A 21078-nucleotide genomic window follows, 5' to 3' on the forward strand; every position below is an offset into this window, starting at 1 on the left:
TCATCACTAAACGGCACGGGGCTTGCTATTCAACCGGCATGAACGCACAAACGACATTTTCTCGACGCCTGACCACTCACTGCCGCCACTGGCTCGGTGCACTGTTGGCTGCCTGCCTGTTCACCTGGGGCAACCCGGCTCTCGCGGAGGCTCCGGTTACCTTGCCTGATCTCCTTATCGGCGTCACTCAAGGCTTTCTTGAATTCACCGTAGAAGACTATCTGGCAACCAGTCAAACCGAAGGTCGCTACGAAATCGAAGTCAACCAGCTCGACCCACGCCTGCGCATGCCGATGTGCGACAAGGAATTGACTGCCTCGCTGGAAAGCCCGGCCCGCCCGCTGGGCCGCGTCACGGTGAAGGTGCGCTGCGACAGCGCCGCGCCCTGGACGGTGTTCGTGCCCGCCCAGGTGCGCCTGTTTCGTGAAATCGTCACGACCACTCGTCCGCTCAAGCGGGCCGGGATCGTCGAGCCGCAGGACGTGGTGCTGCGCGAACGTGACGTCAGCCAGATCAGCCAGGGCTTCCTGACGTCGGTGGATGAGGCCATCGGGCAGAAACTTGTCCGACCAATGGTCGCCGACCAGGTCATCACCCAGGTGCACCTGGAACAGGCCGAAGTGGTCCGCAAGGGCGACCAGGTGGTCATCACCGCCCGCAGCGGCACCCTGGCCGTGCGAATGCCCGGCGAGGCCCTGTCCAACGGCGGCATGCGCGAGCAGATCCGAGTGAAGAACCTCAACTCCCAACGGGTGATCAAGGCTCAGGTCATCGCCCCCGGCCAGGTGGAAGTGGCCATGTAGTACTTTACGCAGGCAGGTAGAAAGCTGGCGCTTGACCTCGCTGTTCCCTAGACTGTGCCTTACGCAAAGGCAAGCGCAGACGTGCGCACGTTCATTGGATAAATGAGCCTAAAGTTTTTTTAGGGATGGCCGAAAACATGGCAAGCGTCCAAATATCCAGAGGTTTTCTACCATGGTCATCGACTTCAATCGTTTAAACAGCTCTTCACCGTTGACAGGCACTACGCGTACCAGCGCCAGCAAGGAAGCCGACAAATCCGCGCCGTTGTCTACGCCGGCCGAACAAGTCAGCAATGGAGAGTCGGTTCACCTCAGCAATGAGGCTCAGCAGTTGCAGAAGGTCACTGACAAGCTGCGCGATCAACCTGTCGTCGACAACGCCCGCGTGGCCGAGTTGAAAGCAGCCATCGCCGATGGCAGCTATAAAGTCGACAGCAACCGCGTAGCCAGCAAACTGCTCAACTTCGAAGCCCAGCGCTAGGCCGCCGCCTGCGCCAGGCTTTTGGACGCTTAAGACCTAAGGCCAGCCATGCACGACACGACTTTATTGCAACTGATCATCGACGACTTTGTCCCAGCGCAACAATTGCTGGAACTGCTGCAGACCGAATCACTGGCGCTGCACGGTCGCGACATGCCCTTGCTGGAAAACATCCTGGCACAGAAGCAGGCATTGATCATTTTGCTCGACCAGCATGGCCGCAAGCGCAGCGAGATCCTCGCCAGCCTCAACCTGCCCGCCAGCCCCGACGGCCTCGAGCAGTTGGCCAGCCAGTCGTCGATCGGCGACCAGCTCCTCGCCCAGAGCGCTGTCCTGACTGACCTGCTCGCCCAATGCCAGGCCGCCAACGCGCGCAATGGCCAGTCGATCCAGGTCCAGCAGGCCGCCACCGCCAATCAGTTGCGCATCCTCAATGGCGGTGAAATCCCGACGCTGTATGACGCTCGCGGTTCGACCGCCAAGATGGTCAAGCACCGCCCGCTCAGCCAGGCATGAAACGAACCATGCCGGCGCTCTATCAACGCGCGATACATGCTGGCAAAATGCTGGCTCTTTGTAGTCGTATTTTGCCTGGAGATTGACCCACCGTGTTCAATGCCTCAAACGCGGATGATGCTCCGCAACCGCCCAAGGTCCTTACCACGCCCCTGGAAATCTCCGGCAACCTGCGGATGCTGCAAGATAGCCATGACCCGCTGATCATCACCTTCCACGAACGCACCCAACGCTTCCAGAGCTACCTGGTGGACGTGAACCGCGAGAACAACTCCCTCGCCCTCGACGAAATGATCCCCCGGGACGGTGAACGGTTCCTGCTGGCGGGCGAGCCATTTCGCGTCGAGGGCTTCCACGACGGCGTGCGCATCGCCTGGGAAAGCAACGGCCCGCTGACCATCAGCGACACCAGCGACGGCCGCTGCTACCGCGGCGCCCTGCCTGACGAAGTGGTCTATCATCAACGTCGCAACGCCTTTCGTGCCGCCCTGAAGCTGGCACAACTGGTGGACGTCGAACTGGGCGGCGAAAAGCTCAAGGCGGCAGTAAACGGCAAGTTGCTGGACATTTCCGCCACCGGCTGCAAGCTGCGCTTTGACGGCGACATCACCGAACGCCTGCAACTGGGCCAGGTCTACGAGCGCTTCATCGCTGCCCTGCCCTTCGGCAACATGACGGCCCCGGTCGAATTGCGCTACCTGCATTTCGAAGAAAGGATCAACACCACCTTCGCTGGCGTGCGCTTCCACAACATCAGCGGCCTGGTGCAGCGCCAGGTCGAGCGGTTCGTCTACCAGCTCCAGCGCGAAGCCCGTCGTTTCGACAAAGATGATCTCTGATCCGCCGCATTAAAAAAACGGGCAGCCCCTTGCGGTGACTGCCCGTTTTTTTATGCGCGATTACGGCCTGGCTTGAGTAAAGCTGGGGGCCTGCGGCTCGTCATCGGCCGCTTCGGCTTCTGCAACCGGTTCAGGCTCGGGCTCAGGCTCGGGCTCAACGTCCGATGCGGCCGGCGCCTGCATCTGCTCCTGCACCACCTGCTCATCCACCCGAGGGTCAAGGCACGCTACCAGCGGCGAGCTCGACATGCTGTCGGGCATGGCCACGTGGTGCAGCGGAGCGTCGTCGACCTGGTGCAGGTTGGTGACCGCTTTCGGCCGAATCCGCCACACCAGTATCAAGGCGAAGAAGGCGGAAAACGCATACAGCATGTGGCTGCCGAACAGCTTCATCAGTACCCCGGCCACCAACGGCCCGATACTGGCACCGACGCCATAGGTCACCAACAGCATCGCCGTCAGCGACACTCGCCGATCCGCCTCGACGTGGTCATTGGAGAACGCCACCGCCAGCGGATACAGGCAGAACTGGACCAGCGAGCAGAAGAACCCGGAGATGAACAGCACTTCCAGCGGCACACTCGACAGGATCGCCAATGGCATCGCACAGATTGCCAGGGCCAATGCAAAGCAGCGGATCAGCAACGCCCGGTCGTAGCGATCGGACAGCCAGCCCAAGGGCCACTGCACCAGCAGGCCGGCGAAGATGCAGCTCCCCATGAACAGGCCGACCTGCTCGGTCGACAGGCCCTGCTGGGAGGCATACAACGGCGCCAGGCCATAGAAGGAACCGACGATCAACCCCGAGCCCAACACCGTGCTGAGCGACTGCGGGACGCGCTTGATGAAGAACCGCGGCTCCATCGGCGCCGGACGCAGCGGCGCCGGGTGAATCCGTCGGGTCAGCGCCACCGGCACCAGGCACAAGGTGAAGCACAGCGCCACCAGCATCAGCAATTCCAGGCCCAGGGCCGGATGGATCACCAGGATCAACTGGCCCAGCACCATCCCCAGGTACGAGGCGATCATGTAACCGCTGAACACCACCCCGCGCTGCTTGGCGTCGGCCTGCTCGTTGAGCCAGCTCTCGATGACCATGTACTGGCACATCATGCCGAGGCCGACAATCATCCGCAGCACGATCCAGGCCGGCAGCCAGTTCACCAGCCCGTGGCCCAGGACTGCCGCCCCGACGATCCCGGCGCAGGCCGAGTAGGCGCGGATATGCCCGACGCGGGCAATCAGCCGATGGCCGATCTTGCCGCCCAGCACCAGGCCGAAATAGTTGGCCGCCATCAGCGCACCGACCCACAGGCTGTCCACGTGGTCGGCGGCCAGGCGCAAGGCCAGGTAGGTACTCAAGAGGCCCGAGCCGATCAACATCATCAGCGAGGCGAAATAAAGCGCTCGAAAAGGTTTCCAGACTTGGCGCATCGGCGTTCCGAGCGGCTCCTTGAGGTGGGGTAAGGGCTACCCTTGAAGATAGCCCGGATACAACGATTCGTTATGCCTGGGCCGCCAGAATGCGGCGTTCCCAGGGTGTGATCTCATCGAAGAAGCTGGCCAGCTCAAGGGTCTTCGAAGCAACGTAGCCTTCGATGAACTCCTCACTGAACAGTTCCTTCGCCAGATGACTACGTTTCAGACGCTCCAACGCGGCATGCAAGGTACATGGCAGCGAGAGATTATCCGGCACGTCGAATTCACCCTGGATCGCCTCGCTGGGCTCCAGGCGATTTTCGATGCCATGCAGCCCGGCGGCCAGGCTCGCGGCGATCGCCAGGTACGGGTTGGCATCCGCCCCGGGCAAGCGATTCTCGACCCGACGGGCGACCGGTGAACTGGCGGGGATCCGCAGCCCGGCCGAACGGTTGTCGTGGGACCAGCAGGCATTGTTCGGCGAGGCGCACGGCTGGTAGAGGCGCTGGTAGGAGTTCACGTTCGGCGCAAACAGGGCGGTGAAGTCGGCCAGGCCGGCCTGTTGCCCACCGATGAAATGCCGGAAAGTGGCCGTCGGCTCGCCAGCCTCGTCACTGAAGACGTTGCGACCGCTGCCCAGTTCCACGACGCTCTGGTGGATGTGCATCGAACTGCCCGGCGTATTCGCCAGGGGCTTGGCCATGCAGACCACGATCAGCCCATGCTTGAGGGCCACTTCCTTGAGCAGGTGCTTGAACAGGAAAGTCTGGTCGGCCAGCAGCAGCGGGTCGCCATGGAGCAGGTTGATCTCGAACTGGCTCACGCCCATTTCGTGCATGAACGTATCGCGGGGCAGGCCCAGTGCCGCCATGCAGGCGTACACCTCATTGAAGAAAGGTCGCAGGCCATTGTTGGAACTGACACTGAACGCCGAATGCCCGTCCTCGCGTCGCCCATCCAGGCCCAGCGGCGGCTGGAACGGCTGGGTCGGGTCCGGGTTGGGCGCGAACACGAAAAACTCCAGCTCGGTCGCCACGACCGGCGCCAGGCCACGGGCGGCATAACGCGCGATCACGGCCTTGAGTTGGCCGCGCGTGGAAAGTCTTGAGCTTTCACCGGTCAGCTCATCGGCATCGCAAATCGCCAGGGCGCGAGGCTGTTGGCTCCAGGGCAGGCGGTGGATCTGTTGCGGGTCGGCCACCAGGGCCAGGTCGCCGTCGTCGCTGCCGTAAAATCGCGCCGCCGGGTAACCGCCCATGATGCATTGCAGCAGCACCCCCCGCGCCAGCTGCAACCGTCGGCCCTCGAGGAACCCTTCGGCGGTCATCACCTTGCCTCGCGGCACGCCGTTCAAATCCGGCGTAACGCATTCAATCTCATCAATGCCCGTCAATCGCTGCGCGAGTGAACACTGGCCATCGGTCGTCATGACGCAATCCTTGTTATATGCGAGCCGCGAACGGCAACCCGTACAAAATAGGCTTCGGCTGTTCGGAATATCAAGCAGGCTGGACGAATAAAAACCGTCAGAAAATACACAGCCTACACCGTAGGAGCGAACCTGCTCACGAAGGCAGTCTGTCAGCCTTTGCGTAGCGACTGATGCACCGCCTTCGCGAGCAAGCTCGCTCCCACAGAGGGGTTATGCGCAAGGAATGCCTCAGGGCAGGTAGATCCGGAACACCGCGCCGCCCAGCACACCGCCATTGGCGATCTCGGTTCGCCCGCTCACGCCGCCGCGCTGGTGCAGCCCGGCGATACGCGCCGCGAAGTACAGGCCCAGCCCGGTGCTGCCGCTGCTGTGGTTGATGCCTTGCACGTACTCAGCCTGGCGTTCGATCATCTCGGCCGGATAGCCCTCGCCGTCATCGTTGATGGTCAGCACCAACTGCCCGGCCTCATCGCTCGCGCTGATCAACAAGGCCTGGCGCCCATGGCGAATGGCGTTGGTGATGCAATTGTCGAGCACCGACGCAATCAACTCGCGGTCGAAAAAGCCCAGCGGGCTGAGGGGGTCGACTTCATAGGTGGCCATGATCCCGCGGCTGCGGAACACGTCCTCATGGCCGGCCAGTTGCGCCTCGATGAAATCGTCCAACTCGTGGTAGGCCGGATGCAGGGGCAACTGGTTGACGCCGAGCTTGTACAGCCCCAGCAGTTGCACCAGCAACCCATTGAGGTGGGCGAATTCGAAGTCCATGACGCCCTGCTCCGGGGTCTGGCGCTCGGCGTCGGGCAAGCGCTCGAGCCACTGCGCATGCGCCTGCATGAGCAGGGTCAGGGAGTTCTTCATGTCATGCACGGTCGACGCGATCACCGTGGAAAAATCGAGTGCCTGTTCGCTGTCATTCATCGCCAAACGCCTTGCTTCGCAGTTTCTGGTAACGCGCAAACCGCGCGTCGGTGTCGGGCATCATGCCCACCAGCTTCAGACAAGCGCGGCACTCCTGCAGCAGTTCCGATTCCACGCTGGTATCGGTGCCGTGCAGCAGGGACTGCGCCATGTTCAGGGCAATACTGATGTTCTTCGGCTGCATCTTCAGGGCGCGGCGGAACAGCTCCCGCGCCTCCGGCAAGGCGCCGGTCTTGTAGACGCGCACGCCTTCGCGGTTCAGCTCGGCCGCCGCATTGCCCTGGTTGAGGATGTTCGGGTCGTCGGTGAGCTTGGCGATGCCTTGCATCACCGTCGGGTCATCGCCGTAGATTTCCGCGCAGTTTTTGAGCATCGACTCGCCGGCGCTGGCCTGACCAAGCATTTGCAGTTGCTTGGCCACCAACAAGGCCGCCTCCGCGCTCATGAACTGCTCCATGCCGTCGAGGCGCTGCAAGGCCTGCTCGGTGAGCTTCTCGGCGGTTTCGGCATCGTTGAGCAGCAGGCTCGTGGCTTTCATCAGGCGCGCCCGGACCTGCAGGCCCGGGTCGTTGAGGTTTTCCTTCGCCACGGCGCTGAGGGTCGTGTTGATCTCCAGCCGCGTGCGCGTATCGAGGCCCTTTTCGCTGCCCTTGCTGATCAACGCATGAGCCAGGCCCAGGTTGGTCTCCGGATCCTTGAAGCGCGACTGCGCGCCCTGCCCGACCGCCTGGCGATAGGCCCTGGACGCGGTGTCGTAGTCTTCGTTGGTCATCGCCAGCTTGCCCAGCAGCGCTTGTCGACGCACCGCCAGGGGCGACAGGCGAACCGCCTCTTCCAGCACCCGCTGCGCCTGTTTCGTGTCGCCTTCGGCCACCAGCACATCGGCCATGCCGTCGTACAAGGCCGGCATCATCGGAAAGGTTTTCAGTGCCTTTTCGTAGACCTCCTTGGCCTGCGCCACCTGGCCGCGCTTGAACAGCAACTTGCCCAGGCCCGCATAGGCCCAGGGCAGCGGACGGTCGGCCAGGATGGTGTTGTACAGGCGCTCCAGGGCTTCGTTCTGGTTCAGGTCGCGCAACGCGTCGGCCCGATAGCGCAGGCACAGCGGCCCGTAGCGCGGATCCTGCTTGCACAGGGCGATGCAGGCATTGAGCACTTCCAACGGTTTTTCGCGATCCAGCGCCTGGAGGATCGGCTTGAGCAAAGTCTTGCGCTGCTCCAGCCGTTCCAGCCGCTGGGCCAGGCCGGAGCGGTTGAACGGCTTGGTCAGGTACGCGTCGGGCTCATGCTCCAAAGCGCTGAGCACCATCGCCTGACTGGTCTCGGCGGTCACCATGAGGAACACGCTTTCATGGCTGATCAGCTTCTCGACCATCAGGTCTTCAAGCACCTGCTGACCGTTCTTGCGCCCGTCGCCGAGGTGATAGTCCTGCAGGATGAAGTCATAGCGCTTCTGCGAGCACATGCGCAACGCCACTTCACCGGTGTCGGCGGTATCCACGTCCTTGACGCCCAGCTCACGCAACATGGAGCGGATCGAACTGCGGAAATCCGAGAAATCATCGACGATCAGAAAACTTTTTTGGTGGTACGCCAGCATCGAGGATGTCCAGGCAAGTAAAAAAGATGCGCCCAAACGGGTGCTCATCAGCTTATCGGCCGCAAGTGGCGTTCCGTTAACCGATCGTATGGGAGAGGTTTAGTGCGAGAAAGGCGCCAATGCCAGTCCGCCAGAAGGAACTGGCAGCCCCCAGTGGAATCCGTGGCGAGGGAGCTTGCTCCCGCTGGGGCGCGAAGCGGCCCTTGCCTTGTCGGGCCGCTGCGCAGCCCAGCGGGAGCAAGCTCCCTCGCCACAGCGTGCCCACTTTGGATTCGCTGAAACGGCAGTGCCATGCCCGGCTTTGCTCGTCAGATCGTCACTTAGCGACGTCCCAACAGCCTTCCCCAAAATCCCACTTTAGTCTCCGCGACCACTGGCGCAGGTGGCACGATCTCTTGCCTTACCGGATGCGTACTCGGACCATCGGGCCGGAGTAGATCCCCTGGATAATGCTCAAGCCCCAGGCACTGTGAATCATCCAGCCCAAAAGCCTTCACCGCCGCCACAGCTTCCACGCACCAGCGACCGAAATATGCGCCACCTTCAAAATTCTCGTCGCCATAGGTGTACCAGTAGGGATGCTTGTAACTGACTGCCTGGGGATCGGAGCCGGATTTCGCCCCTGTTCGGACTTCCTGATACCAGTGACTGACAAAGGCTTCCAACTTGGAAGCCTGCGTCTCCACCGGCGCATCCACCGCCGCCAACAGTCGTCCATAAGGTTTGGGATAAAGGAGAGCGGCCCCCACTTTGCGCTCGGGACTGCGACTCGCGATGACCCGGTCGAGCAACACGTCCTCGCCTTCATTGCCGATAAGGGCCAGCAGCCTTCGCCATTGATCATCGGGAATCTCCAGAGCCAACCCCAGGCCCACCAGCCAGAAGCAGACGATGTAATGGTCATAGTTGACGCGCCAGCTGTGGCGGGTGAACTGTTGCTCAGGGGTCCAGACCGATGCACCTAGGCGTTCGGCCTCTTCCCAGGCATCGAGTAGCCCAGGGAAATAAGGAGGCAAGTCGGCGACAGGGCATCCGGCAGAGTAGCGACTTAGCATCTGGTGCCAGTGGTCTTGGGCAATGGTATAGACGTACTGCGGCGCGTAGTCGGGATCGCGTGCCGGGGCCCGCGCGTTCTCCAGCGCTCGGGCAATGCGTTCGTCACCATACGCAACCCATTCAGACCAGTAGCGGGAATCTCCCAGTGGTGCCCGAACCATTTAAGTTTCCTTCACAACCCAATATCGTGGAAATTTCTGGCATTTAAATTAGGAACCAGTAACCACTCTCGCTGCTAAAGTACGAAGAAACCCTCGTAGGCTGCCTCCACCCGCTCAACAAGCTGATCAGAAATGATGCCCACGCTCTCTAACTCGGCAGCTTCGGCGAATAACAAAGGACTCGACACAACTGGCGTAGTCAAACCTAATTGTTGTCGCACACGAAAAATTGCGTGAATCTCTAAAGGTAGCAGATCGAAAGGCGCATATTTGAATTCAGGGTCCCACGCCCCACCGCTGTCCTCAAAATTGGAGAGATGATACTTACATAGTTTTTCCAGCGCTTGAGCGAGCCCTTGCTCATTACTCCATTCGTTTATCACCTCTTGATAAACACCTAAATTCATCGACTTAATTTCTGGAAGCGTCTCTCCTTGCGAATAGACTGAATAAAGCCAGAGCATGAAAGGTTCGAATCGACGCTGTTCAAGATAGCTAGCATCGACAGCGCCATTGATAGCCAGCATCCCGGCCAAAACATCGGCTACGGAGGCGGCCAGGTCTCGACGATCAGCCACTATCAATCCTGCCAATAGGCATCCAGCGAGGCTCAATTGATTAGTCAAATTGGGGACAGTTTTGACGCCTTGCAGAAAACTCGTCTTGGAGAAAGCCTTCGCTTTGAGCATCAGGGCCCAATAACGGTACATCATCGAACGCGAGACGTGCTCCCAGCCAGCGGGATCTCGATCACTAATAGCAACTTCTCCCTGAACACCGTAGTAGGTCGCCAGCATCCCCAACGAATCAGCCACGTTGTCCAATCCACCTAACGAGTCGCTAGCCAGATCCTCATCAATGTAGGCAAGCTCTTGAGCCGTCATGTCTCCCGACTGGGATAGCCAACGTCGATGCTGTTCAAGCAGAGTATTGATTTTTTCCATTTCAGTGCGGTTCCCATGTAACTCAAAAACGTCTTGCGTGCCCAAGGAAAACTCTTAGTACTTCTCCCTTCAAATCAACGCCGATCAAATTTCCGCTCACACTTTCAGGTGATTGCCTAAGTTCAGGCGCTTGGCGGCAGCATCAATTAACGGGGAGTTGGTGTCCGGTTTGGTAGGGGCAAGTCCACTTGCTCCCTCGCACAAAAGGATGGTGTCAAGCTTCATCCCATCAGCAAATAACTTCACCCTCACCATTCACCCCCTCCAATAGCATGCCTCTGAGACCCGCACGCTCCAGCCGAAGCTTCACATCCTCGCTAACGATCAATGCTCCCAAGTGTTTCTTGATACGAAAAATATGTTTTCCCTGGGCCTTGGCAGGATCAATGACAAGATTCAGAAAAACGCTGTATTCGCCAGCTCGATCAGGTCGTACGGGATCATTGACCTCATATTTTTTGAAAGCGGAGCGTGATTCGTCTACGCAATCCAATTGGGTCTCGACAATCATCACATAGTAACGACCATGAGCTTGCTCGCCTGCAACCGACACAGGCTCGAGCACGACATTCATATACGGTTCATCAACATCGGGAAAGCCCAACAATGCATCCCTGGCTTTTTCACTCAAAACCGGCACAGAGGCATAGCCAGCCAAGGAAAAATCCAGACTCCCACCTTCCTCAAGAACCTCAAGGGTGTAGGTACACGGCTCCATGTACTCAGAAGGGGGGTCGATGAAGAGCCAGTTGTTGCAGTGCTTTATATCTCCCAAATACCAGCGTTCAGGAAACTGCACATCTTCCCGCAACAAGTAATACTTCATTTCAGCTCATCGCATGTCGTTGCTTAACTGAAAAAGGGGCCTGTAAACCTGCTCGAAACCGCTAACGACGCCCCAACAACTTCGACCAAAAACCAACCTTATTCTCAACAACCACCGCAATAGGCGCTTCAGCGTCCTGCCTGAGCGGGTGTGTACTCGGGCCGTCGGGTCGGAGTAAATCCCCGGGATAATGCTCAAGCCCCAGGCACTGTGAATCATCCAGCCCAAAAGCCTTCACCGCCGCCACGGCTTCCACGCACCAGCGACCGAAATATGCGCCACCTTCAAAATTCTCGTCGCCATAGGTGTACCAGTAGGGATGCTTGTAACTGACTGCCTGGGGATCGGAGCCGGATTTCGCCCCTGTTCGGACTTCCTGATACCAATGACTGACGAACGCTTCCAACTTGGAAGCCTGCGTCTCCACCGGCGCATCCACTGCCGCCAGCAGTCGTCCATAGGGTTTGGGATAAAGGAGAACGGCCCCCACTTTGCGCTCGGGACTGCGACTCGCGATGACCCGGTCGAGCAACACGTCCTCGCCTTCGTTGCCGATAAGGGCCAGCAGCCTTCGCCATTGATCATCGGGAATCTCCAGCGCCAACCCCAGGCCCACCAGCCAGAAGCAGACGATGTAATGGTCATAGTTGACGCGCCAGCTGTGGCGGGTGAATTGCTGCTCAGGTGTCCAGACCGATGCACCCAGGCGTTCGGCCTCTTCCCAGGCATCAAGCAAGCCCGGAAAGTAGCGCGACAAATCAGCTATAGGATTGCCAGCGCTGTAGCGACGCAGGATCTGGTGCCAATGTTTCTTTGCAGTGTTGAAGGCGTATTGCGGCGCGTAATCCGGGTTACCCGCAGGTTCCCTCATGATTCTTTGAGATTCCAGGAGATAGCCGTCATTGTCCTCGACGACCTGATTCCAATAACTGACATTGCCAAGAGGAGCACGGATCATCTACTTGTTTCCTAGAAGCTTGGACGCTGCAACTGGGTCAGCGAAAAACTTTCCGCGGGCATCCAGTACACCCACTGTGACATTACCAAAAGGGTCGGTATGTACTAACCATTTTTCCACCCGCCCAGCCTGCAAGGCGTTTTCAATACTTTGCGCCATTCCACCGTTACCACTGACCGACTCCAGAATACGATCATAATTTGTGGCAGTCCCCTGCAACCAGCTATCGCTCATCTGCAAACCATCCTTGGTCGGTTTCAACGCAGACGAACCAAACTTGTACTCCACGATCAGGTAATCCACACCCGGCTTGTTGACCTTGTACAGGTCATCAATACCAGTCTGCCCGATGTCCGGCGCTCGGCCGATTTTCTCGGCACCCGGCACCAGGGATTTGATCCGCTCGCCGCCCATGACATCACCGATGATGCTCTTCTGCGCGTTGGTCAACGCCCGGAAATCCATCAGCGGCGTGCCATTGGGGTTGAACTGCCCGCCACGGGCGACCAGCTTGTCGAACTTGGCCAGGCCAGCCATCGCCTCAAGCCCTTCGGCCCCGACCCTGATCCCGGCCTTCGCCAGCGCCACGCCACCTTTGGCGGCGCCGCCAACCCCCGTCGCAATACTACCCACCTGCCAAACCAGTTCGCCAAGGTCCTGGCCCAACTGAACAGCGCGGTCGTCGCCGCCATTTTCCAGGGCATCCTTGACGCGATCGAGTTTGGCGTTGAGTTCATTGACCATGCCATCGCCGAACTGCTTGCGGGCCTCGGGGTCGTTGATCAGGGCCTTGAGTCCGTTGATTCCGTCAATCGGATGAAGAAGGAACTGTGCCAGGCCTTCGACGTCGCTCCATCCCGCCTGCACCAGGCCTTTGCCCACGCCGAAGCGGGTCAGTACGTCTTGCTTCTGGTTGATGTACGCCCATTTGGCGATCACCTGCGCCTTGGCCGCCAGCCCATCGGCTGCGCTGTATTCCTTCTCGGCCTGGACCAGTTGCTGGGTCGCCAGCCAGTTGTTGTCCACCGCCGCGCCAGCCGCGCTGTTGGCGGTGGCCGGGTCGAGCGAGGCGCTGCTCGCGGCCAGCCCGGTGACCAGGCTGACGATCAGGTTTCGCTTGGCTTCGCGCTGGGCTTCGCTTTCGTTGGGGCTGGCTTCGGAGAACAGGCCGGTGAGCAGGCTCGACGCCGCCGCGCCCGCTGCGCCACTGCCGCAGCTCTGACTGCTGGCCGCGGCGCCCGCGCAGGCAACGATGCCATGCAGCGCGGCATGCAGCGGCGAGCCTTCGGTGAGTTTGCCGTCCGCCACCAGGTCGCCGATGTAGCCCGCGCCTTGCTGTTGCACGTAGTTGACCACCAGGCTCTGGACGAATGCGCCGTTGCTGCCGCTGATGTTGCCGCTGGCCGCGCCCACCAGGGCGGTGGTGATCTGGCGGTAGGTGCCGCCCGCGCCCCACTTGTCGGCGATACCGCGGGCTTCGACAGTCAGTCGCTGGGAGTTGTTGAGCAACGCCAACCGCTCGGCATCGGTCAGGTTCGCATTCGGATCGAGGGCCTTGGCCCTGTCTTTCTCGGCCTGGTTGCGCTTGGCATCGACCTCCTTGGCCTTGTTGGCGAGCAAAGTGCTGGCTTCGTTGGCGAACGCGCCGACAATCTCGAAACCGGCCCGGATCTCATCTTCGTCGAAGATCGGCTTGAGCGTGTTGCTGGTATCGCGATCGCTGGAGACGTCGCGATTGAGGCTGGCGACGGTTTGCTCGCCATTCTTGCCGGTGCGCTTCTGCTGCTCGGCATCGTCGGTGATGACGACCGTGCCGCCACTGATGCCGCTGCGGGTGACGCTGCTGGCGTCGTCGCTGGCACTGATGGCAATCGGCATGGTGGCGCTGAGCTCATTGCCGTTCTGCGGCAGCCCGGTGCCCGGGGTTTGCGTGCCGCCGCTGGTGGCATTGCCTTGCTGGTCCTTGCCGACTTCGCGATAGCCGCCCCCGACGCTGACGGAGCTGGCGTCGTACTCGGCCTTGTTCTTGATGTCGCGGCTGGTGAGGCTGGCGGTGACCAGGCGATTCTTGCCGTCCTGCACCGCCTTGTCGCTGCTGGCGATCACCCCGCCGACCAGGTCGGTGTTGCCGCCCACGCGAATGTCGAAGCCCTCGTCGCCGGCCTTGATCCCGGATTGCTCGATCACGCTGGCGTAGTTGGAGTCGATGTCCGTGGCCCCGAAGCTGCCACTCATGCCGTTGACCGAACTCATGCCGTAGCAGAACGGCGGGACACACAAGCTGATGCCAACACCCAGGCTCTTCTCATCGACGACGTAGGTGTTGGTGTCTTGCAGGCTTTCGATGTTCAGGTCGCCGCCGACGTCGGCCAGTACCTGTTTGCCACTGGCCACCGCGCCCTTGAGGTTTGTGTCACCGCCCGAGGACAGCAGCAACTGGTTGCCCGCCTGGACATGGGTATTGGTGTGGGTGAGGCCATCGCCGTCTGCCTGGCCACGGCTGCCGGACGCTCCCAGGTCCAGGGTGAAACCGTTGCGAGCACCGAGGGAAAAGCCGATGCCGATGCTCGCGCTGCTGCCTTTGCTGTCGGTCTCCTGCTTGTCGACATTGCGGGCGGCGAGCAGGTTGATGTCGCCGTCCGCCAGCAGGCTGGCGTTGCGTCCGGCCTTGATATCGCTGCCTTGCACGGTGATGTCGCTGGCCGCCCCCGCGCCAGTGGCACGCAGGCGGATGTCGTTGCCGGCGGTCATGGTCGAGCCGGCCGCGCTGTCGCTGGTGTAGGTAGTGGTGCTTTCGTTTTTCTTGGTGCCCAGCGACAGGCTGATGTTGATCCCGCCGGCCGAGCCTGGGTCCATCGCCACGGCGGTGGCGGCGTTGTTGGTCGCCAGCACGGCGGTCGCGGCGGCCAGGGCCTTCATGCGTCCGTCGTCGGTTTTCTCCGAGGCCCGTTTCATCTGCTGGTTGGTTTGAATCGCGCTGATCACCGGGTTGGTCACGGTGAGGGTGAACCCGGTTTGCTTGAACAGGGTTTCACGCTCGCGTTCACGGGTGTTACGGGCTTCGACGACATCAATGGTCTGCGCCGTGACGTCGATGTTGCCTTGGGGCGCCGACACCTGGCTGCCCACCTGACGGTAACCCTTGCCCGCTTCGATCAGCACATCGCCGGTGGTCGAGCCCACGGTGCTTGCCACGGCCGTGTGCTCCGTGGCGAGGTCCTTGACGCTCTGTTTCTGAGTACCGAGGGTCACGGCGATGCCGCCGCCGCTGAACAGGCCGCTTTTCTTGACGGTCTTGTCGTGGCGTTCGCTGCTGCTGGCGGTGGCCGCTTCGATGTTGACGTTGTTGTCCGCCACCAGGATGGTCTTGGTGGTGGAGACCACGTTGCTGCCACTCAGGTTGATGTCTCGACCGGCCTGCACATACGTCTGCTCGCCACTCAGGGTGGAGCCTTCGGCCTGGGTCTGGCTGACGGTGTCACGGGTGGTGGTGGTCTTGCTGGAGAACCACCCACTCTTGCCTTTGACCTTGTGCGCTTCGTCGGCGAACTGGTAGTTCTGGGCCGTGGTGAGGTTGACGTCACGCTTGGCCTCGGCAAACACCGCGCCCTGCTCGCTGGTCACGTGGGCGGCGCGGGCGTTGAGGTCCTGGCCCGCGCTCAGGCGGACATCGCCCTGGCCCTGGATCAGCGAGCCGACTTCGGTCTGGCTGGCGTCGTTGCGCCAGTTGCTGCTGTTCCAGGTCAACGCTTGCTGATGCGCCTCGCCCACGGTGCCAAGGTTGAGGTTGTTGCCGGCCTCCAGCGACGTGCTGCCGCCCTGGCCTGCATTGACGACCTGGGCCCCGGTGAGATTCAAGTCCTTGCCGGCGCTGACATTCATCGTGCCCTGGGCACCGCTGACGAACAGCCCGGCCACCCGTGACAACTGCGTCCGGGTACCTTGGGCGCTGCTGCTGTCGCGACTGCTGGAAATGACGTTGATGTCCTGCCCAGCCTTCACCGACAGGTTGTCCACGGCGCCGATCAGGCCACCGAGGTTGTTGAGGTTGTCCCTGGCGGTGACCGAGGCGTTGTCGGCCTGGATACGCCCACCCAGGTTCTGAATGTTCTGCGCGGTGATCGCCATGACACTGCGCCCGGCCAGGCTGCCGCTGTTGACCAGGTCGCCGGCGATGTTCAGGTTCAGGCGCTGCCCGGCGATCAGCGCACCGGAGCCGTTGAGGTCGCCTTCCTGGACCCGCACGTAGACCTGCGGCACCAGCACGTTGCGGGTGTCGCCGTTAGGGAGGGTCACTTGCTTTTGCACCAGCCAGACGATGTCACTGGTCAGCTGGGCCATCTGCTCGGACGTCAGCGCCACGCCGGGCACCAATTGCCATTGGTTGGCAACAGTGACGGCGTTGTCGATCAGGGCACGGTATTGCAGTTCATCATTGGCGTAGCCATCGAGGAAACGTCGGCCGGTGAGTTGCGCCACTTGCTCGCGAATCAGCTTCTGTTCGTAGAAACCGTCGCCCAGGCGCTGTTGGGTCAGGGCCGGGTCGACTTGCAGGCGTTGCAGCATGTAGTCCGAGGACAACCAGGTGCGGTAGCTGGCAAAGCGCGGGTCGGTTTCGATCAGATAGCCGCCGGTGTTCTGCGGGTTGGTGTTGAACAGGCTGTTGTTCGGCAACGCCAGGGACGGCCCGCCGCTGCGGATCTGCTCAGCCACGCCTTTACTGTTCAGGGTGGTCTGGGCGGCGACCTGGACGATCGGCGCGACCTGGTGGGTACGGCTGCCCGTGGCGTTGACCGCGCCTGTGGCGGCGACCTGCTCGGTGACGCCCTGGGTGGCGCGCGCGGCGATCTGGGTGCCGGTGCCGTTGCCCGCGGTGTTCTCGGCGAACACGGTCGGTTGCAGGGTGATGTCCTGGATCATCGGCGCCGGCGTGTAGTCTGTGACGGCCGTGCCCTGGCGGTCGCGCCCCTTGCGCTGGATGCGATAGAAGTGGGTGGCGGTGCCGCTGTCGGTGGTGGTGCGCTGGCCCGTCAGCTCAGTGTTGGTCAGGCTGCCGATGTCGGCCTGTAGCAGTCCGCCGGCAATGATCCGGCTCTTGTCGTTGAGCACGTCGCCGGCGCTGATCTGCATCGTCCCACCGGAGAGGATCTGCGCCGGTGCCGAGGTGGCGATCTGGGTCTCCGCCACCACCCGGGTGTAGTCGTAGCGGTTCCAGTTGTCCTCGCGGCCTTCGGGGGTGGCCAGGTAGAGCACTTCGTCGCTGCTGACCGAAACCTGGTTGCCCTGGTAGCGGTTCGTCGAACCGGTGAGTTGGAATTCCTGCAAGGCGGTACGACTGACCTCCACCTGCCGGGTGCTGAAATGCTCGTTGGTGTTGCGCACGCTTTGCACGTTCAGCGACAGGTTGCCGAGGGCCTCGATGGTCGCGCTGGCGTTGGTCAGCATCTGGGCGCGGTCCTGGGCCTTGTCAGCCGCGCTCAACGCGCCGCCGATGGCGAGGTCGCCAGCGCTGAAGATCAGGGCCTGCTCGCGGTTGTCCAGGCTACCGGCGCCAATGTCCAGCGACTCGCGGGCGGCGATGGTCGCGCCGATGCCGTTTTCGTCCCGGTTGTTCAGCGTCGAAGCGCTGATCGCCAGGCGGTCGCCGTAGAGCCGGCCCGTGCCCAGGTTGTTGAGCGAGAGGGCCTGCACCCGCACTTGTTGGCCGTCGATCAGGCCACGGTTGGTCAGGCTGTCGTTGACGGTCAGGCGAACCTGGCCGGCGCTGATCTCGCCGCTGCCGGCATTGTCCAGCGTCTGCGCGCGGACCGTCAGCAGGTTGCCGGCCAGTAATTGCCCGTTGTTGTTGAAGGCGCCCTCGGTGCTCAGGTCGACCTGACCGTTGGCCTGGATCTGGCCGCTCAAGTCCAGGCCGCCTTGCAGCCTGAATGTCAGGTCACCCAGGCTCAGGGCCCTGCCGGTGCCACCGTAGTAGGCCGCATTGAGCGACAGCAGGCTGCCCGCGAGCAAGGTGCCGCCCTGGTTGTGCACGGCCTGGCGCCGTTGCGCCGGGTCACGGTCGCTGATGCTCAAGCCGGCGCCGGAGGAAATCAGCCCGCCTTCGTTGTTCAACGCCTGGCTGATCCCCAGGCTCAGCCCCTGGTCGGCGCGAATCGCACCGGACTGGTTGGAAAGCGTATTGACCGCCAGGCTCATGGCGCGGCCTTCGAGGCCTTGCTGGGTGCCTCGGGTGCCGCCGTTGTCGAGCACGTCGGCGCTCACGTCCAGCGTTCCTGCACTGCGGATCAACCCGCCCTGGTTATTGAGCGTCTCCCCCAGCACCATCTGGACATCGCCGAGGCCTTGCAACTGACCGCCGCGATTGTCCACCCGGGCGCTTTCGACCCGTACGGTTTTCTCGCCGATGATCTGGCCGCCGCTGCCATTGCCCAGGTCGGTGGCCTTGAGCAACAGGGAGCCCTTGGCTCCCAGGAAACCCGCACTGTTGTCGAGGCTGGCCGTGCGGATTTCGACGCTGTCCTGGCCGCTGATCCCTTGGGTGGTGCCCGACTGCAGGTTGTTCAGCGCCTGGTTGCCGGTGTCGATGAGCAGCTTGCCCTTGGCCTGGATCAAGCCGGCGGCGTTATGCAATTGGCCGCTGCGCAGGTCGAGGGTCGCGGTGGCGTTCAGCGTGCCCTGGCTGTTGTCCACTCGGTTGCCGTGGCTGTCCAGGTCCAGGGCGCCGCCGCTGATCACGCCACTTTGGTTGTTCAGGCCCAGGGCCGACAGCGTGATGTCACCCAGCGCTTCAAGACGCCCGCCGCTGTTATTCAGCCCATCGCCGGAGACGCTGACCCGCAGCCCGGACTGCACCGAGCCCAGCACGCCATTGGTGTTATTGAATTGCCCGGCGATGATCTCCATGCGCTGGGTGGCGGCCATCGTGCCGCCGATGTTGTTCAACTGATCGAACGTCGCCCGCAACTCGCCTCCGGCACTCACGGTGCCCTGGCTGTTGTCCAGGCGGGCTCCCTTCACCTGGGCGTTGCCGCTGGCGGCCAGGGTGCCTGAACTGTTGTCGATCCGTTGGCCGGCGGTCACCGTCAGCGCCCCGCCGTCGGTGGCGACGACTTTGCCGCCCTGGTTGTTCAGCGTGCCGACATCAAGGTTCACCGCGCCGGGGCTGCTGACGCGCCCGTCCTGGTTGTCGAAGCGCTCACGGGCGGTCACCTGCAAGGGCTGCGCGCCGGTCTGCAGAATCTGTCCGCGCTGGTTGGACAGGGTCTGGGTGTCGAACGTGATCTGCTGGCCCTGGGTCAGGCCATCGTCCACCACCACGTCGGTGGCCTTGATCGTCACCTTGCCGTTGCTGGCCACGCTGCCTTTGCCACCGGCCAACTGGTTGGCCTGGATATCCAGGGTGCCTTTGCCGGCGTGCTCGACCTTGCCCTTGCCGTTGTCCAGACGACTGGCGCCCAGCTTCAGGTTGTCGGCATTGGAGGCGATGCGCCCGTCGCGGTTGTCGAGGGTCGCGCTGGCCTTGATCGAGGTGTCTGCGGTGCCGGTCTGGATCAACTCACCGCCGGTGTTGGCAATGTTCCGGGCGCTCAATTGCAGGTTGCCGGCGTTGACCTTGGCCGCGCCGGTGCGCAGGGTCTTGGCCGCCGTTGCGCTCAGCACCTGGGTGGCATCGACCTGGCTGCCGGCGAGATTGGCGTCGCCCGTGCTGGCGGTCAGGGTGACATTGCGCCCCTGGGTCTGGCTGCCGCTCAGGTCCAGGTCCGCGGCGGCGACGCTGACGTCCCCGGACGCCAGGTTCTGCCCTTGTGCCTTGACCGTGCCGGCCCGCAGCGCAAGGGTGCCCGCGCCGACCAGCTTGCCGTCCGCGCCGACACCCGCCGCCACGCTGGACGCCTGGGTGCTGCGGATGTTGCGGGCGGTCAGCGTCGTGTGGTTCTGGCTGGCAACGGTGCCGCTGTTGTCGATGTCGCCGGTGCTGTCGAGCGTCAAGTCGTCCTTGGCGTAGAGCGTGCCACTGTTGTCGACCTCGGTGGCCTTGATACGGGTCGCGGTGGCGCTGCTGATCGCGCCCTGGTTCTGCAACTTGCCGTCGGCGCTGACGACCACTTCACCGGCCATGGCGCCAATCTGCCCGGCGTTGCGCACACCCACGCCGGACTCGGTGCCCACCAGCATGATTTTGCCGGCGTACATGCCACCCAGCTTGGCGACGTCGATGGCCACGCTGGGCTTTTCCCCGTCGTCACCGGGCAGTGGCGTGGCCTGGGTGTTATCGGCGTTGACCTGGTTGCGTCCGGTCGTGACCTTCAGGTCGTTGGCCCAGACCCCGGCGTTGACCTGCACGCTACGAGCGATCAGGTCCGTGTAGTCGGTCTCGCGAGCATCCAGGCCCTTGCCTTCGATGTTGATCGTCCCGCCCTGTACGGTGTAGCCGCTGATGCGTCCGTTCTCCAACTGCGCCCGACCGGTGCTGAGGGTCGCCCGGTCGGCATTGATGAAGCCGCAGCCGTTGCAAGTAATGCCGGACGGGTTGGCAATCACCACTTCGGCGCGCTGGCCCGCGACTTCGACATAGCCACGCAGTTGGCTGGGGTTGGCGGAATTGACTTCGTTGAGGATGACCCGCGCGCTGCCATTGCCCAGCATCGGGTTGCCTTCGATCCAGCCGCCCAGTTTGGTCTGGCTGTTGGTCGTGGCGTTGTTGAGGATCACGCCACGGTTGTCGACGTCGAACTGGCTGTAGGTATTGCGCGAAACGCCCCCCGCGCTGGGGGCCTGGATATTCACCTGGGGCGTACCGTTGGCGCTTTCGATCACACCGGGACGCTGGCCGGCCGGCGCGCCGGGATCCGCCACGATGGTCGCGGCCCAGGCAGGCGCCACGCTCAAGGACACCAATCCGATCGCCGCCATCACGGCAAAGCGCAACGGCCCGAGCGTCGCCGCGCAGGCCACCGGTCCCGGCGTCGGGCCGCTACGGGTCCCCGGAGCCTTGACCTGACTGGTGACATTCTCGGCCACCACCATCAGCAGTCCGCGAGCCTTGTTGAAAACGATTCGGTACAGGTGCTTGTTCATGGCAATTCCATTTGCGGTTCTGGCCCGCAATTAACTCGGGGTTA

Annotated in this window: 13 protein-coding genes; 4 read left to right on the forward strand and 9 right to left on the reverse strand. The window is 62.1% G+C overall.

Features of this window, described 5'->3' with window-relative positions:
* The first annotated feature begins 38 nt into the window (after positions 1–38).
* The 4 genes from flgA to V3H56_RS20465 all read left to right on the forward strand — a co-directional run bounded on the left by flgA (position 39) and on the right by V3H56_RS20465 (position 2639).
* Positions 39–803, forward strand: coding sequence for a flagellar basal body P-ring formation chaperone FlgA (flgA, locus tag V3H56_RS20450; protein ID WP_042729800.1), 765 nt, complete (start codon positions 39–41; stop codon positions 801–803).
* A gap of 172 nt (positions 804–975) precedes the next feature.
* Positions 976–1284: a flagellar biosynthesis anti-sigma factor FlgM gene (gene flgM / locus V3H56_RS20455; protein WP_042729801.1), complete on the forward strand. Its 309-nt coding sequence runs from the start codon at positions 976–978 to the stop codon at positions 1282–1284.
* Positions 1285–1332: 48 nt separating this feature from the next.
* Entirely contained in the window at positions 1333–1800 is a 468-nt protein-coding gene (locus V3H56_RS20460; protein WP_042729802.1) for a flagellar protein FlgN, read from the forward strand.
* A 92-nt stretch (positions 1801–1892) separates the two neighbouring features.
* Complete coding sequence (locus V3H56_RS20465; RefSeq protein WP_042729803.1) at positions 1893–2639, forward strand: flagellar brake protein; 747 nt, start codon at positions 1893–1895, stop codon at positions 2637–2639.
* Between the two features lie 60 nt (positions 2640–2699).
* Here the strand turns inward: V3H56_RS20465 and V3H56_RS20470 are convergent, their stop codons facing one another.
* The 9 genes from V3H56_RS20470 to V3H56_RS20510 form a co-directional block, all read right to left on the reverse strand.
* Positions 2700–4073: an MFS transporter gene (locus V3H56_RS20470; RefSeq protein ID WP_338473823.1), complete on the reverse strand. Its 1374-nt coding sequence runs from the start codon at positions 4071–4073 to the stop codon at positions 2700–2702.
* Between the two features lie 70 nt (positions 4074–4143).
* Complete coding sequence (locus V3H56_RS20475) at positions 4144–5385, reverse strand: glutamine synthetase family protein (protein WP_185057643.1); 1242 nt, start codon at positions 5383–5385, stop codon at positions 4144–4146.
* 333 nt (positions 5386–5718) lie between these two features.
* Positions 5719–6411: a HAMP domain-containing sensor histidine kinase gene (locus V3H56_RS20480; RefSeq protein ID WP_042729806.1), complete on the reverse strand. Its 693-nt coding sequence runs from the start codon at positions 6409–6411 to the stop codon at positions 5719–5721.
* On the reverse strand, positions 6404–8011 hold the full coding sequence (locus V3H56_RS20485) for a tetratricopeptide repeat-containing response regulator (protein ID WP_042729807.1): 1608 nt from the start codon (positions 8009–8011) through the stop codon (positions 6404–6406). The genes V3H56_RS20480 and V3H56_RS20485 overlap by 8 nt, the downstream gene beginning before the upstream one ends.
* Positions 8012–8331: 320 nt before the next feature.
* A complete protein-coding gene (locus V3H56_RS20490) occupies positions 8332–9228 on the reverse strand; it encodes a PoNi-like cognate immunity protein (protein ID WP_042728501.1) in 897 nt (298 codons plus the stop codon).
* 74 nt (positions 9229–9302) lie between these two features.
* Positions 9303–10217, reverse strand: a complete 915-nt coding sequence (locus V3H56_RS20495) for a hypothetical protein (RefSeq protein WP_234407984.1) — start codon at positions 10215–10217, stop codon at positions 9303–9305.
* A gap of 184 nt (positions 10218–10401) precedes the next feature.
* Positions 10402–10998 carry a DUF1629 domain-containing protein gene (locus V3H56_RS20500; RefSeq protein ID WP_042728502.1) on the reverse strand — a complete coding sequence of 199 codons (597 nt, stop codon included), beginning with the start codon at positions 10996–10998 and terminating at the stop codon, positions 10402–10404.
* Positions 10999–11059: 61 nt separating this feature from the next.
* Positions 11060–11956, reverse strand: coding sequence for a PoNe immunity protein domain-containing protein (locus tag V3H56_RS20505; protein WP_042728503.1), 897 nt, complete (start codon positions 11954–11956; stop codon positions 11060–11062).
* Positions 11957–21034: a hemagglutinin repeat-containing protein gene (locus V3H56_RS20510; RefSeq protein WP_338473824.1), complete on the reverse strand. Its 9078-nt coding sequence runs from the start codon at positions 21032–21034 to the stop codon at positions 11957–11959.
* Positions 21035–21078: the final 44 nt, after the last annotated feature.

Source organism: Pseudomonas sp. MS646 (assembly GCF_036693845.1).
GTDB classification, from domain to species: Bacteria; Pseudomonadota; Gammaproteobacteria; order Pseudomonadales; family Pseudomonadaceae; genus Aquipseudomonas; species Aquipseudomonas chlororaphis_E.

Coding starts and splice junctions, on each gene's coding strand:
- V3H56_RS20490 (WP_042728501.1), bottom strand. CDS start 9,228: ATGGTTCGGGCACCACTGGGAGATTCCCGCTACTGGTCTGAATGGGTT.
- V3H56_RS20505 (WP_042728503.1), bottom strand. CDS start 11,956: ATGATCCGTGCTCCTCTTGGCAATGTCAGTTATTGGAATCAGGTCGTC.
- V3H56_RS20460 (WP_042729802.1), top strand. CDS start 1,333: ATGCACGACACGACTTTATTGCAACTGATCATCGACGACTTTGTCCCA.
- V3H56_RS20475 (WP_185057643.1), bottom strand. CDS start 5,385: ATGACCGCCGAAGGGTTCCTCGAGGGCCGACGGTTGCAGCTGGCGCGG.
- flgM (WP_042729801.1), top strand. CDS start 976: ATGGTCATCGACTTCAATCGTTTAAACAGCTCTTCACCGTTGACAGGC.
- V3H56_RS20485 (WP_042729807.1), bottom strand. CDS start 8,011: ATGCTGGCGTACCACCAAAAAAGTTTTCTGATCGTCGATGATTTCTCG.
- V3H56_RS20480 (WP_042729806.1), bottom strand. CDS start 6,411: ATGAATGACAGCGAACAGGCACTCGATTTTTCCACGGTGATCGCGTCG.
- V3H56_RS20470 (WP_338473823.1), bottom strand. CDS start 4,073: ATGCGCCAAGTCTGGAAACCTTTTCGAGCGCTTTATTTCGCCTCGCTG.
- flgA (WP_042729800.1), top strand. CDS start 39: ATGAACGCACAAACGACATTTTCTCGACGCCTGACCACTCACTGCCGC.
- V3H56_RS20500 (WP_042728502.1), bottom strand. CDS start 10,998: ATGAAGTATTACTTGTTGCGGGAAGATGTGCAGTTTCCTGAACGCTGG.
- V3H56_RS20510 (WP_338473824.1), bottom strand. CDS start 21,034: ATGAACAAGCACCTGTACCGAATCGTTTTCAACAAGGCTCGCGGACTG.